Here is a 14,687-nt window from a genome sequence, read left to right on the forward strand (position 1 = left end):
AACGCTCCTACTTAAAAACTATCTTCATATTCCTCTAATAATGGTAATATCTGATCCTTATCGGACAATATAGGATCGGTTACTGGCCAAGGAATTGCTAAATCTTTATCTTCCCAAAGTAATCCTGAGTCATGCTCTGCGCTATAATATTCATCTACTTTATACATAACGATAGTATGCGGAACAAGCGTGCAAAATCCATGCGCAAACCCTTTTGGCACTAGTAATTGCCGATGGTTATCTCCACTTAAAATATATCCTTTCCATTGTTTAAATGTTGGTGATTTTTTTCGTAAATCAACGATAACATCATAAATTGCCCCTTGCATAACTTGAATGAGTTTCGTTTGTGCTTTCGGTTTTTTTTGAAAGTGTAGTCCCCGAATCGTTCCTGCCTTAGCCGAATAAGATACGTTATCCTGTACAAATGAATACGTTATCCCTAATGTTTCTAGCACCTGCTTATTATAACTCTCTGAAAAAAAGCCACGCTCGTCTCCAAACAACCTCGGTTCTAACAATTTTGCATCGGTAAAATTTGTTTCTACAACTTTCATATTCTCACCTATTCTCCGTTAAACTGTTTCCCAAAATTAATATCACGCGCTAACGTATTCGCCTTTTGAAGCGAAGCATGAGTTCCCGCATCAGTCCACCAGCCGTTCATTTCATTATAAGTAAGTACCCCTCGTTTTAAATACCAATTATTTATATCTGTAATTTCAAGTTCTCCCCGTGCAGAAGGTTTTAATTCTTTAATATAAGAAAAGACTTTCGAATCATACAAATAAATTCCCGTAACCGCATAAGAACTTTTCGGCTCTTTCGGCTTTTCTTCAATTTCAACTATTTTTCGGTTTTGAATATGTGCTACGCCAAATCTTTCGGGATCTTCTACAGATTGCAATAGCACTTTCGCACCTTCTTTTTGATTTGCAAACTCTTCAACATACGGAAGAATATCATCTGAAAAAATATTATCACCTAATATAACTACCATACGATCATTCCCGACGAAATCTTCACAAAGCCCTAACGCCTGTGCGATCCCGCCCGCTTTATCTTGCACACGATACGTAAAGGACACTCCAAATTCATGACCACTCCCTAAAAAGCTAACAACATCCCCCATATGCTCTTTACCTGTAATAATCATAATATCTGTAATATCGCATTGTTTTAGCTTATATACCGCATGATAAATCATCGGATACCGACCAACAGGAAGTAAATGTTTATTCGTTACTTTCGTTATTGGATATAATCTCGATCCAGTACCACCTGCTAAAATAATTCCTTTCACTTTGCATCTCTCCTTTATGATGGAGATAATATATCTTTGTAATGTTCTACAAACACTTTCCGGTACTTCTCATATGTATCCGCATCAAACTCATCCCCGTTGTAATGAATACACCATAAATTTGCTTGATTTGGGATACCGATTAAATAACCAGCCCTTTGAAACTCTAAAGACTGTGACACATCATAAAAGTGAAACCCTTGAAACAAATCTTCTCGCCACGGAATATCATACTGCGTTGCCATGAATAAACCATCAATTGCCTGAACTGACAAAAATGGTTGATTACCATAAAAAACCTGATCTAAATTTAATAATTGATAATTCCGTCTTCTATACTCAATCACTTTCCCTACTAAATTTTTTCCTTCCCACCATATCCCGTTATTCGGTAAAAACTGAGCTCCAGCGACTCCTATTAAACCAAGCTTTTCATTTTCTTTAAAAAGAGATATAAGTGTAGAAAACATGTCTCGATTAATAAGATATGTATCTTGATGTATATACACTTTGTATTTCGCTGGATATGAAAGGGCTCGGTTGTATGCACTCGCCATACTTTGTGCATCTCGTATCGGAAAAATTTGTACGACATAACCAGGGGGAACAAAAATGTTTCTTATTTGGCTCTCACATTGTTTGAAAAGCTCCTCATTATTTACACAAACAACGACTAATATTGTATGATCTTTCATTTTTGTCCCCCCTTTTATTCTTCCTTATTTATATCTGACATATAGTGTTCCACAAATATTTTTCGATACTTTTCATAGTTCGTCATATTCACATCAAAATGATAATGGATACACCAAGCATCGCGCTGTACAGGTACACCAACTGTATATCCTGCTTTTTTAAATTCAAACGATTGAGATACATCATAAAAATCAAATCCGTCAAATAAGTCTTCTCGCCACGGAACATCATATTGTGTCGCCATTAATAAACCATCAATACATTCTACAGGAATAAATGTTTTTGATTCATGATACGGTTGTTCTAAACTTGCCATATAAAACAAATCATTCATATAACCAATGACCTTTCCTACAATTCCACGCCCTTCGTTCCATACACCAGTTGGAGGAACATATTGCGCTCCAACCATCCCAATCATACCAAGATGTTCATGTTCCTCAAATAATTGAAGTAATCCGTATAAAAAGGCTCTATTTATAATAAAAACATCTTGATGTATATACACTTTATACTTTGCTGGATGCGAAATGGCTTGATTGTATCCACTCGTCATACTTTTCGCATTTCGAATCGGCATAAATTGGACAATATATCCTGGCGGTACTAACAATTGCAATATATGTCGCACGCAGTTTGCATACAATTTCCGATCATTTATACATGTAACAAATAATATTGTTTTGTCTGCAGCACTCATAATTGTGATTTTTCAGCTTCAATAATATACTGAAATACAACTGTCTCAGCCATGAAGCCACTTCCAAGACGATATTTTTTACAAATTCCATATAACTCCTCAATAAGCGGCTCATACATTTTATGATCAACATATACACGATCTACTTTACTAATTGAATATCCTGCTTTTAAAAACATTCTTAGCATTTCATTGAATGTAAAGAAACGAATATGTGTTTTATCTAATAAACCATATTCTGTATACGTCCAATTTCCAGCAAGCAAGGGAGCTAATACTGAAATATGAGCAACGTTTGGTATACTTGCTAAAATCACACCATTTTGCTTTATATATGGCTTTACTTTTTCTATTACAGCCCATGGATTAAATAAATGCTCTAATACATCCCCAAATATGACGCAATCAAATTGCCCCTCCTCATAAGGAAGATCTATTTTTTCTATATCCCCTAAAATAACATGATCTAGTCTTTCCTTCGCTTTTTCTGCCGCCTCTGGAAATGCCTCAATTCCTGATACACGTGTACCGTTTTCTTTAATAGCTGCTCCCAATGCACCGCTCGAGCAACCAATATCAAGAACTTCTTTCCATTCCTTTTTTATATGCTTTAATAAATTCGGATTCGCTGCATTATAATAATGCTCGGATTTTTCTTCATATAAAGAACTTTTTTCGCGACTCATTTCACACACTCCTTATGCAAATTGAATTAGAAATATAAATCTCATATGAATTCTATAAAGTGCAGATTTTGTTCATCCCCCACTGATTATTAGCCCACAAATAGTAGTATAAAACCTTTTATTTATATTGGTTACGTTACTGATACTCTAATATATAACCAATCTATTAGAGTTAGAATAACGATACATCATTTCTAAAAAACGAAACCTATTACACTTTATATGGTTTATCAAAAACTCCCCGAAAATATTTACGGTTATATTCAATTGCAGCATTATTCGGAACATAAGAAGCTGCTAATTCATTGTAATAATACGCTTTATCCTGCTCCCCTAACCTGCTATAACAAATACACATTTGTAAATAGGGTAGCCATGTGTAGCTAGCTGGACTATGGAAAGGACTCTCCGTTGCCATTGGTACTTCCGTTGCAAGTTTAAACCAAAATATCGCTTCATTATATTTTTCTTGTTCCATATATATATATCCTATTCTTGTACAATTCTCTCCTCTAGGGACGCCATACCGAAACGACTTCACACAAGATTCGATTGCCTTCTCCCACATTCCGAGCTTTGCATAGCAATCTCCTAACTTACCACATGCATAAATTTTCTCTTCATACCATCCTTCGTCTTGATTAAGAAATGTTTCATATAGAAGAACTGCATCATCATATTTTTGGTTATCCGTAGATTCATTTGCGTAATAAAATAAATCTCTCGGACTTAATTCTTCACCTGCCGCTACAGTATTTTGAAAAATTTTCAAATTACGATTTGTTACTTTTTTTTCTTTTTTATGTGTAATAGCAACATTACTACTAAAAACCTCACCAGAAATAGCTAAATACTCATGAACCTTTCCAAACCATTGGAATTGTTTTTCACGCTTTACAAGTCGATTTCTTTTTGTACAATATAAAGGTTTCCCGTTAGAATCCATCGCAAGATGATAAGGCATCGAAACAGCATCAATTTTAGGATCTAATTCTCTTTTTAAAAGTTTCAATGCTTCTTGAGCATCTTCTAATAATACGTCATCTGCATCTAGCCACAATATATACTCTTGCGTCGCTTTTGAAAAAGAAAAATTTCTTGCTGCTGCAAAATCATCAATCCACTGGAAATCATATATGTTAGAAGTGTATTTCTCTACGATTTCTTTCGTTCGATCGACGGAGCCTGTATCAACCACTATAATTTCATCCACAATTTTTTCAACTGTGTCTAAACAACGGGCTATTGTCTCCTCCTCATCTCGAACAATCATACATAAACTAATTGTAATTCCTTGCTTGTTCAACATAATCACCCTCTTCCAAATCAATCATATGTTATACATATACTAAACTTTCCATTTTTTTAAATTGTTCAAGTAGTTTAAGATTTCTTTTCAATAATTCAAATGTCCGTGTCATTTTCTTTCGGTTTTGCATCTACTATATAATGAACGCTTTATGGAGGTGAATTTATGTCAAATAATAATTATTCAAATGGATTAAATCCCGATGAATCTTTATCAGCTAGTGCATTTGACCCTAATCTTGTAGGACCTACATTACCACCGATACCACCGTTTACCCTTCCGACTGGGCCGACCGGGCCAACTGGACCGACTGGACCGACTGGGCCGACTGTACCTACCGGGCCAACTGGACCTACGGGGCCGACTGGGCCAACTGGACCGACTGGACCGACTGGGCCGACTGGTGACACTGGGACTACTGGACCTACGGGGCCGACTGGTGACACTGGGGCTACTGGACCTACGGGGCCGACTGGTGACACTGGGGCTACTGGACCTACGGGGCCGACTGGTGACACTGGAGCTACTGGACCTACGGGGCCGACTGGGGCTACTGGACCGACTGGACCGACTGGACCATCCGGACTAGGACTTCCAGCAGGATTGTATGCATTTAACTCCGCTGGAATTTCTTTAGATCTTGGACTTAATGCTCCAGTACCATTTAATACTGTTGGATCTCAGTTTGGTACAGCAATTTCTCAATTAGATGCTGATACTTTCGTTATTGCTGAAACTGGATTCTATAAAATCACTGTTATCGTATATACTGCGGCAATAAGTGTATTAGGGGGGCTTACAATCCAAGTAAATGGGGTATCTGTACCAGGTACTGGGGCTACTTTAATCTCAGTTGGAGCACCTATCGTTGTTCAAGCAATTACGCAAATTACGACAACTCCATCATTAGTTGAAGTAATCGTTACAGGACTTGGGCTATCATTAGCTCTTGGTACAAATGCATCTATTATTATTGAAAAAGTTGCTTAATTTTTACTTAGCAGTAGAACTGTTATCAGTTTTACTGCTTTTTCAATTTTAAATTCAATCATGAAACATTCGCTATCTACATAATCATATTGTTGTATGACATTTTGCAGGAGGCACAAATATGGAAAGTAAATCTGCTGTTCAGCTTTATCTCGAATTGCTCAAGAAGACAATTTTATTTGAAATATGGTTAGAATATGAGGCATACTTACCGGCATCTCTACATATTTCGAAAGAACTAGAATTCGAACCAGTTACAGTCCCCCTCCCTTTATTCATTAAGCAATATGCCGAAAACCATAACTTAAAAATTGTAAAACCAAATGTCTCAAAAAGTGAACGTCATGATGGAATGGATTGGCCAAGAGCAGCACATAGCATGATTGGTCGAGAACGTATGAACCAATTACAAGAGGCGATGGAAACCGTTGTTCGTGAAAATATAGAAGGTGATTTTATTGAAACAGGTGTATGGCGCGGAGGATCATGCATTTTTATGAATGGTTTTTTACAAGCAAACAACATTATGGATCGTAATGTGTGGGTTGCAGATTCATTTGAAGGTTTGCCAGCACCGAATCTAGAGCAATATCCAAAAGATTACGGTGATTATTTACACACATTCGATTACTTACGCGTCTCTTTAGAACAAGTACAAGAGAATTTCAAAAAATATGATTTACTAAATGATCAAGTGAAATTTTTAAAAGGTTGGTTTAAAGATACTTTACCAACAGCACCAATTGAAAAAATAGCAATTGCACGGCTTGATGGTGATATGTATGAATCCACCATGGATGGTCTCGTGAACTTATATGATAAAGTTTCTAAAGGTGGCTATATAATTATCGATGACTACGGGCTACCACCATGCGCTGAGGCTGTGACAGACTTTAGAAATCAACGGAATTTAAAAGCCCCTATTACTAAAATTGATGTATTTGGCGTTTATTGGAGAAAAGAATAAAAAAGATTTAATCTATAGGAGATTCCATTTTCACTCATTCTTCTCTTACTTCTGATCCAATTAAGTATTCTTTTTCGGAATCTCCCTACATATAACAATTGTTTTCCTGTGTTCTCTCACTACAAATTGAAAATTTCATTAATAGAGTTACTGCATATTCTCACATAAGAAAGGGGTATACTCATGAGCGAATTTAACAAAGAAATGACTTTACTCCCCCCTCCTGAACTCGTCCAATATGTAGGTGGCGACTTCAAAAAGGTTGGAAAAGAGTTCCTAAAGCATTTTATTCAAATTGGCGCTTTAAAATCAAATGAAAAAGTATTAGATGTAGGCTGCGGTGTCGGCCGAATGGCTGTACCATTAATGAATTACTTAAATGATGATGGAGCGTATTATGGATTTGATTTGTTTAAAGATGGAATTACTTGGTGTCAAAATAACATTTCAACTATGCGTAATAATTTTCACTTTGAACATGTTGACATATACAATCAATTCTATAATCCGGAAGGAAAAGAAGATGCCTCTCAATATCGTTTTCCCTATGAAGACGGAACATTCGATTTTATCTTTTTAACTTCTGTATTTACGCATCTTCTCCCAAAAGAATTAGAACATTACGTATCTGAAATTGTACGTGTATTAAAAAAAGACGGGAGATGTTTCATTACATTCTTTCTTATAAACCCTGAATCGTCCTATTATTTAAATGCAGGACAAAGTACATTAGGTTTTTATCATCGAATCGAAAATTGCTACGTTGTAAATAAAGATATTCCGAATTTCGCAGTTGCTTATCCTGAGACAGATATTTGCAATCTATTGAATAAGTACGGCCTAGAAATAATCAATAAGCCGCATTACGGTTTATGGTGCGGCAGACATGAATATACAAGTTACCAAGATATTGTTCTTACAAAAAAAAGCTTCTGAAAGGAAGTTATGTATGATGAATGAAAAAAATCCACCTCTCGTTTCCATCCTTATTCCTACTTATAATCGGCCTCATTATTTCAAAATTGCTCTAGAAAGTGCATTGGCACAAACTTATTCAAATATTGAAATCATCATCGGAGATGATAGTACAAATGATGAAACAGCAACTTTAATACGCGAACAATACTTACCAAATTATAAAAATATAACATACATTCGAAATACCCCTACTCTAGGACAATTTCACAATGACCTTATGCTCATAGAAAAATCAAATGGTGAGTATATAAATTTTTTAATGGACGATGACGTGTTTTATAAGCATAAAATACAAAAAATGATGACCTATTTTGAGCAAGATCCCAATAAAAATCTTGCTCTTGTTACTTCTTATCGAGTACGCATTGATGATCATGGAAATCTAATCGGTGATTCCCATCCAACACAAAGGTTATATAGTGAAGACACCCCATTAAACGGGATATTTTTAGGTAATTGGATGTTAAAGGGCGGACACAACATTATCGGTGAGCCTACAACTACTTTGTTCCGAAAGGAATTGCTCACTGAACCTTTTGGCACCCTTAAAGAGCGACAATATTCTTGTAGTGTTGATATGGCCTCATGGATTTCTTTACTTTCTAAAGGAAATGCAATATACATTTCTGAGCCTTTAAGTCAATTTCGCTACCATGCTGGACAACAAATACACAATAAGCTCCTTCAAGGTTGTGAAGATTTCACACACCTTGTTATAACAGCAAAAGAATATGGCTTTTTACAAAATACTACGGACTATAGAGCAGCTCTACTTAGTGCTTACCAATGGTGTAAAAGTTCCTTAAAATACTATCTTCATCAACTAGATATTTTTCCTGACGCACATGTACGTCTCTCTCATTGTTTGGATATAATTATTAAAGAGCTAAACAATTAAACTACTCTGCAAAATTAAAAGTGTATGGACTATATGTGAATCATTCGTATAGTTCATACATTCTTTCTCATACTATAAAGTGAAACTTTAATCAGCTCTCACCAATCGGGCTTTTACGGGCAGTTGATCCCCCACCTAACTTCTTCGCTTTCGCTGAATTTTGAGGTGGGGGTCTTACTGCCCATTAATGCGGGATAAAATCCATTACTATAAAGAGCAGTAGAAAGGAATACCTACATTGAAAGATCCAAATTCTCAATATCAAATAGACTACGTATTACTATTTATTTTATTTGCCATTGGGATTGTTAGTTGTTGTGCTATTGCAAGTGCGCAAGCCTCTTTACCGCCATTTTTACAAAACGTCAATTTTGTACTAAAGCAAATCCAATGGTATTTCATTGGATTTATAGCCATTGGTGTTATTATGATTATCGACTTCGATCGTTATCAAAAAATTGCTTGGTATTTGTACAGCTTTGCAATGGTACTACTTATTGGACTAGAACTTCAAGTACCAGGTGCCGTTACAATTAAAGGCGCTACCGCTTGGTACAGGCTCCCAGGCATCGGAAATTTTCAGCCTTCTGAAATTATGAAATTGTTTTTAATTATCGTCATTGGACGAATTATAGCAAATCATAATGAGAAATATTTTTCCCAAACGATACATGACGATTTTTTACTACTTGGAAAAATATTTGCAACAAGCTTGCCACCACTACTACTTATTGCAAAAGAACCAGATTTAGGAAACACAATGGTCATTTCAGCGATGCTTGCAGCAATGATACTAGTTTCTGGCATACGATGGCGTTTTATTTTTGGATTAGTTTCAGGTACTTTCGTTGCTGGATCTACATTAATATATATTTTTTTTACTCACACAGATTTCTTTAAAGCACACATTTTAAAAGAATATCAATTAAATCGCTTCTACGGATGGTTAGCACCTTACAAATATGATGCACAAGGCTATCAATTAAGACAAGCATTCTTAGCGACTGGATCCGGAGAAATGCAAGGAAAAGGGTGGGAAAATGGACAAGTATATTTTCCAGAACCACATACAGATTTTATTTTCACTAATGTCGCTGAACAATTTGGATTTCTAGGCGCAAGTGTCATTATTTCTCTTTTTTTCTTACTCATTTTTCGAATGATTCATATTGCTTTAGAAAGTAATGACCCTTTCGGTAGTTACATTTGCGCTGGTACAATCGGAATGTTTACTTTCCAAGTATTCCAAAATATCGGGATGACAATCGGATTACTCCCCATTACAGGGATAACATTACCTCTTATGAGTTACGGAGGAAGTTCACTGCTTACATACATGATTGCGATTGGATTCATTTTAAATGTTCGCTCAAGAACGAAAATCTTTATGTTTAAATGAACAACACAAAAACGCTATATTTTTATCTCTATCCTTTTTTAGATATACTAATGAAAAATACGATGGAGGTTTAAATATGAAATATGACATTATAGGAGATATTCATGGATGCTTCCAAGAGTTTCAAAATTTAACAGAGAAGCTAGGATATAACTGGAGTAGCGGTCTACCGGTTCACCCTGACCAACGTAAACTTGCATTCGTTGGCGATATTACAGACCGTGGTCCTCATTCATTACGTATGATTGAAATTGTATGGGAACTTGTCATACATAAAAAAGAAGCTTATTACGCTCCTGGAAATCACTGTAATAAACTATATCGATTTTTCCTTGGGCGTAATGTAACAGTCGCTCACGGACTTGAAACAACTGTTGCTGAATATGAGGCACTTCCTTCTCATAAGCAAAACGTTATAAAAGAAAAGTTTATCACTCTTTATGAACAATCACCGCTCTACCACATACTAGATGAAAAAAGAGTAATCGTATGTCACGCTGGGATTCGGCAAGATTACATAGGAAGACGAGATAAAAAAGTACAAACCTTTGTATTATATGGCGATATTACAGGAGAAAAGCATGCCGATGGCTCACCTGTCCGTCGCGATTGGGCGCAAGAGTACAAGGGGCAAGCTTGGATTGTATATGGACATACACCAGTAGCAGAACCTCGATTCGTCAATCAGACAGTCAATATTGATACTGGTGCTGTATTTGGTGGCAAATTAACCGGATTACGTTATCCTGAAATGGAGACTATCTCTGTTCCTTCTTCTTTACCTTTTGTCGCTGAGAAATTCCGTCCAATTTCATAACTACCTTACTTAGCGAAAGATTACCGTATTATTTAGGCAGATCTCATATAAAACTAGGTAAAGTAATTAAAAAAAGATGCAATAAAGTGCATCTTTTTTTAATTACACTACATATAATGTCGCAGGAGGTGACAGAATGAAGAAAAAATCTTCTAAACAAAAAAGAAAATTTCCCCCTTTATATCTGCCCATGTACGGAATTAACAACTGGTGTAGTATTCGGGCTGCAGCGATAGAAGAACTGGAAGAACAAGAGTCATCAAAAAAAAGCAAAGTAAAACCAACATATGTCTCTTTAGAAAAGGCTGTGATGAGCCGCATAATCGATCGCAGAAAAATAAAGATGCAACAAAAAAATAAACAGCTCTCAAATCAAGATGAACAGGTAATACATTCTAATCAAACAGAAGAAAAGACGGAAGAAAATATTTCTGTAGCAATAAATAAAAAAGTGGAACCAGAAATTCCAGCTGCTATTATAAACAAAGTAAAAAAAATAAAAGAGGCATTGGCTTCATCGAATGATATACAAACTGAAAAACCACTCATAATTGAGACACCTACACCTGAAAATACAAAAGTTAAAAGGGGCGGCCGATATGCATATGCGGAAGGGCTTCACTCTCATGCGGAGGGCATGGCAGCACATGCGGAAGGCTTATTAACACACGCAAAAGGTTCTTTCTCTCATGCAGAAGGATCAAACTCAAAATCAACCGGACATAGTTCCCATAGTGAGGGAAGTGAAACGACAGCAGGCGGAGCTTATTCTCATGCAGAGGGTAAACAGACGATTGCTTTAGGCGAAGCAGCACACGCAGAAGGAACCGCAACTATCGCTAACGGATCCTCTTCTCATGCGGAAGGTCATCATACATCAACAGCTCATTTTGCAGGTAGCCATATTATGGGGCGCTTCGGCACTGCAGAAGAAGCTTATTCTTGGTTTATTGCAAATGGTGTAAGCGACACCGACCATAATATCGGGGCTAAATGGCTTGCCCATAATGGAGAAATGTACATTGAGGGTGCGTCTTACAATGCAAGTGGAACGGATTTTGCACAAATGTTTGAAACCGAAGATCATAAACCTATTGATGTCGGTTATTTCGTTACATTTAGTAGCGAAGAAAAAATTCGGATAGCTACTTCACACGACTCGTTCATTTTAGGAATATCTAGTGCAACCCCTGCCCTTATAGGAAATAGCGGGGCTTTAAGTTGGGAAAAACGTTATAAAACAGATAACTTTGGAAAACGCCAATATGTATGGACGGAAACCGAAGAAATACAACCTCTTTTAAATACAGAATGGGATCCAACTCGCAAATATGTAGCAAGAAAAGATCGCGCCGAGTGGCTTCCTGTCGGATTAATTGGACAAATGTTAGTACGTGATGACGGCACTTGCGAAGCACATGGATTTTGTCTTCCAAATGACAATGGCATTGCTACAAAAGCCGAAAGTGGATTTTTCGTTATAAAGCGTACGGGTGAAAACCAAATTTTAATATTATTCCGCTAAGAAAAAGGGAACAAAATTCTTTATAATATAAGAATTTTGTTCCCTTTTTAAGTATGCCGCAACACTTCTTGCATATCGCTTGGAAGCTTTATAGTGAAAGACATCTCTTTCTCTAAAATAGGATGATAAAACGTCAAAGATTTACTATGAAGTGCTTGCCGTTTCATTTCATCCCTTCTCCCTCCATATAAGCTATCACCAAGTAATGGATGTCCTATATGAGCCATATGCACACGAATTTGATGCGTTCTTCCTGTCCCAAGCTCAAGCGCTACATGTGTCTTATGATATGTACTATCAATTACTTTAAAATGAGTAACTGCCCTTTGTCCATCCTCACAAACCGTTCGCTCAATAATGCTATCAGATTTTCGACCAATTGGTGCATCAATCATTCCTTCTCGTTCTACAATCTTTCCGTGAACAATTGCTTCATACGTTCGTTTCACAGCTTTTTGTTGATGCTGCTTCGATAAAAGATGATGCACGAAACGATTTTTTGCAATAAGCATAAGCCCCGAAGTATCACGATCTAAACGTGTTACGATGTGCACTGTACTTGCAAGATGCTGCTTATCATAATGAGATAACAGCGCATTGGCAACACTTCCTGCCGGATGTTCTCTAGACGGAATCGTTGACATATTCGCCTCTTTATTAATGATAAGAACCGCGTCATCTTCATATATAATGCATAAAGGAATATCTTCTGCCATCATCCCTTCACTTCTTTCCTCCACTGGAAAAAAGACACGTAATTCTTCACCAGCACGCAACTGATGACGAACACTCGCATGTTGACCATTTACTTCAATTGCTCCGCCATGAAACTTTATATCCGTTAAAGCGGCTTTAGAAATACCTTTCGTTTTCAAAAATTCCCTAACTAAAGTTCCCTCTTCAGCCGGCCCTATATCCCATTTCAATGTAAATCTGTTCAAATATATAACCCTTTCTATTTATCTGCAACAAACGAGTCACGAACTCGTTTCCAGAACGGGAATGGGCGGAAACGAACAAATCGTACTTTCTCGTTTGCGACGCGATACTGGATTGATTTCACATCTTGATGAACCATCGTTAAGTGATCCACTGTAATTTGTAAGTTCATTCCTGCAGCTGGCTTTAACACACATGTATGATGCTTCGGCAATACGAGTGGTGATCCTACAGTACGAAATACACGATTGTTAATGGACGCCATTTCTGCAATTTGAATCGCTTCAATAGATGGGTGAATAATTGCTCCGCCAAGCGCTTTATTATATGCGGTACTTCCTGAAGGAGTAGAGATACAAAGGCCATCTCCGCGGAATGTTTCAAAATATTCTCCGCGTATTTCTACTTCTGTTACTAATGTACCTTCTGCACTTTTTACAGTCGCCTCATTCATCGCTAAATACTGTGACTCTTTACTTCCATTCACATAGCGAATAATAACTTCTAAAAGCGGATATTCCACCACTTGGAATGGTGTTTTCGCAATCGCAATTACTAATTTCTCTACTTCTGTCGGTAACCAATCTGCATAGAAACCTAGATGTCCTGTATGTACACCAACAAATGCTGTTTCATCCAATCGATTATAATAACGATGAAACGCATATAAAAGCGTTCCATCTCCCCCAACAGAAATTACAATATCGGGTTCCTTTTCATCCATTATAAATCCAAAATCTAGCAAGTACTCTTTCATCGTGCTTGCCAGTGTATCTGATGATTGATCTCCCTTTGACATAATTGTAAATTTCATCGCCCAACACCCTTTAGTTTATGATTCGGAATCTTTCGTTTCTTGCTTTCTTGAAAAAGCCTTTTGCGCTTCTTGAATTTCAAGACGAATAGAAGACATTTCTTCATCTAATAAAAACGCCGCTTCAGCTGCACGTTGCAATCGTATTTTAATATCTTCAGGAAAACGTCCACTATATTTATAATTTAAAGAATGCTCAATTGTTGCCCAAAAGTTCATTGCTAGCGTGCGTATTTGGATTTCTACCAATACTTTTTGTTCACCTTGAATCGTTTGAACAGGATAACTAATGACAACATGATAAGAACGATAACCGCTATCTTTCTTTTGCGTGACATAATCACGTTCTTCCACGATTTCAAAGTCATTTCGTTTTCGAAGATATTCTACAACAGGCTTAATCTCATCAACAAATTGACACATCATTCTAAGCCCAGCAATATCCTGCATATCTTCTCTCAATCGGTCTAGCGGTACATTTCTCTTCTCCGCTTTATCAATAATACTTGCAACCGACTTTACCCTTCCTGTTACAAACTCAATTGGAGAATGCTCTGTTAACATTGCAAATTGAGTACGCATTCCTTTTAGTTTCACTTTTAGCTCTGCCACCGCTTGGTGGTAAGGTGCTAAAAATTCTTCCCAATTTCGATTCATTTCAACCAC

Annotated in this window: 16 protein-coding genes; 7 read left to right on the forward strand and 9 right to left on the reverse strand. The window is 36.8% G+C overall.

Going from position 1 to position 14,687, the window contains the following annotated elements:
* Nucleotides 1–11 precede the first annotated feature (11 nt).
* From rfbC to GBN91_RS09480, 6 genes are all read right to left on the reverse strand, one after another.
* Nucleotides 12–557 (reverse strand): dTDP-4-dehydrorhamnose 3,5-epimerase, encoded by a 546-nt coding sequence (gene rfbC, locus GBN91_RS09455; protein WP_000869418.1) that lies wholly within the window; start codon nucleotides 555–557, stop codon nucleotides 12–14.
* Between the two features lie 8 nt (nucleotides 558–565).
* Nucleotides 566–1,303 (reverse strand): sugar phosphate nucleotidyltransferase, encoded by a 738-nt coding sequence (locus GBN91_RS09460; protein ID WP_000676157.1) that lies wholly within the window; start codon nucleotides 1,301–1,303, stop codon nucleotides 566–568.
* A gap of 14 nt (nucleotides 1,304–1,317) precedes the next feature.
* Nucleotides 1,318–1,998, reverse strand: coding sequence for a glycosyltransferase family protein (locus GBN91_RS09465; protein ID WP_000651527.1), 681 nt, complete (start codon nucleotides 1,996–1,998; stop codon nucleotides 1,318–1,320).
* Nucleotides 1,999–2,012: 14 nt separating this feature from the next.
* Complete coding sequence (locus tag GBN91_RS09470; protein WP_001271180.1) at nucleotides 2,013–2,699, reverse strand: glycosyltransferase family protein; 687 nt, start codon at nucleotides 2,697–2,699, stop codon at nucleotides 2,013–2,015.
* A complete protein-coding gene (locus GBN91_RS09475) occupies nucleotides 2,696–3,385 on the reverse strand; it encodes a class I SAM-dependent methyltransferase (protein WP_000085805.1) in 690 nt (229 codons plus the stop codon). The genes GBN91_RS09470 and GBN91_RS09475 overlap by 4 nt, the downstream gene beginning before the upstream one ends.
* A gap of 211 nt (nucleotides 3,386–3,596) precedes the next feature.
* Nucleotides 3,597–4,694 (reverse strand): glycosyltransferase, encoded by a 1,098-nt coding sequence (locus GBN91_RS09480; RefSeq protein WP_000932908.1) that lies wholly within the window; start codon nucleotides 4,692–4,694, stop codon nucleotides 3,597–3,599.
* Nucleotides 4,695–4,859: 165 nt separating this feature from the next.
* On the opposite strand from GBN91_RS09480, the gene GBN91_RS09485 reads away from it, so the two are divergent.
* The 7 genes from GBN91_RS09485 (at nucleotide 4,860) to GBN91_RS09515 (ending at nucleotide 12,268) form a co-directional block, all read left to right on the forward strand.
* Nucleotides 4,860–5,684 carry a BclA C-terminal domain-containing protein gene (locus GBN91_RS09485; protein WP_152121409.1) on the forward strand — a complete coding sequence of 275 codons (825 nt, stop codon included), beginning with the start codon at nucleotides 4,860–4,862 and terminating at the stop codon, nucleotides 5,682–5,684.
* Nucleotides 5,685–5,805: 121 nt separating this feature from the next.
* Nucleotides 5,806–6,651 carry a TylF/MycF family methyltransferase gene (locus GBN91_RS09490; RefSeq protein ID WP_048558815.1) on the forward strand — a complete coding sequence of 282 codons (846 nt, stop codon included), beginning with the start codon at nucleotides 5,806–5,808 and terminating at the stop codon, nucleotides 6,649–6,651.
* A 183-nt stretch (nucleotides 6,652–6,834) separates the two neighbouring features.
* On the forward strand, nucleotides 6,835–7,587 hold the full coding sequence (locus tag GBN91_RS09495; RefSeq protein WP_001288765.1) for a class I SAM-dependent methyltransferase: 753 nt from the start codon (nucleotides 6,835–6,837) through the stop codon (nucleotides 7,585–7,587).
* Nucleotides 7,588–7,600: 13 nt separating this feature from the next.
* Nucleotides 7,601–8,527 carry a glycosyltransferase family 2 protein gene (locus GBN91_RS09500; RefSeq protein WP_000980807.1) on the forward strand — a complete coding sequence of 309 codons (927 nt, stop codon included), beginning with the start codon at nucleotides 7,601–7,603 and terminating at the stop codon, nucleotides 8,525–8,527.
* Between the two features lie 238 nt (nucleotides 8,528–8,765).
* Nucleotides 8,766–9,926, forward strand: coding sequence for an FtsW/RodA/SpoVE family cell cycle protein (locus GBN91_RS09505; RefSeq protein ID WP_000654702.1), 1,161 nt, complete (start codon nucleotides 8,766–8,768; stop codon nucleotides 9,924–9,926).
* Between the two features lie 76 nt (nucleotides 9,927–10,002).
* On the forward strand, nucleotides 10,003–10,743 hold the full coding sequence (prpE, locus tag GBN91_RS09510; RefSeq protein WP_000872700.1) for a bis(5'-nucleosyl)-tetraphosphatase PrpE: 741 nt from the start codon (nucleotides 10,003–10,005) through the stop codon (nucleotides 10,741–10,743).
* Nucleotides 10,744–10,879: 136 nt separating this feature from the next.
* Nucleotides 10,880–12,268, forward strand: coding sequence for a peptidase G2 autoproteolytic cleavage domain-containing protein (locus GBN91_RS09515; RefSeq protein WP_152121410.1), 1,389 nt, complete (start codon nucleotides 10,880–10,882; stop codon nucleotides 12,266–12,268).
* A 47-nt stretch (nucleotides 12,269–12,315) separates the two neighbouring features.
* Here GBN91_RS09515 and GBN91_RS09520 read toward each other — a convergent pair whose 3' ends face one another.
* Genes GBN91_RS09520 through yjbM form a run of 3 tightly spaced genes read right to left on the reverse strand, consistent with a single transcriptional unit; the run spans nucleotide 12,316 to nucleotide 14,678 of the window.
* On the reverse strand, nucleotides 12,316–13,209 hold the full coding sequence (locus GBN91_RS09520; protein ID WP_152121411.1) for an RluA family pseudouridine synthase: 894 nt from the start codon (nucleotides 13,207–13,209) through the stop codon (nucleotides 12,316–12,318).
* 14 nt (nucleotides 13,210–13,223) lie between these two features.
* The gene (locus GBN91_RS09525; RefSeq protein ID WP_000673190.1) at nucleotides 13,224–14,021 is read right to left on the reverse strand and encodes an NAD kinase; all 798 of its coding nucleotides are present in this window, start codon (nucleotides 14,019–14,021) and stop codon (nucleotides 13,224–13,226) included.
* Nucleotides 14,022–14,039: 18 nt separating this feature from the next.
* On the reverse strand, nucleotides 14,040–14,678 hold the full coding sequence (yjbM, locus tag GBN91_RS09530) for a GTP diphosphokinase (RefSeq protein WP_001081482.1): 639 nt from the start codon (nucleotides 14,676–14,678) through the stop codon (nucleotides 14,040–14,042).
* Nucleotides 14,679–14,687 lie beyond the last annotated feature (9 nt).

This window comes from Bacillus sp. B1-WWTP-T-0.5-Post-4 (assembly GCF_009183795.1).
Classification (GTDB): Bacteria; Bacillota; Bacilli; order Bacillales; family Bacillaceae_G; genus Bacillus_A; species Bacillus_A cereus.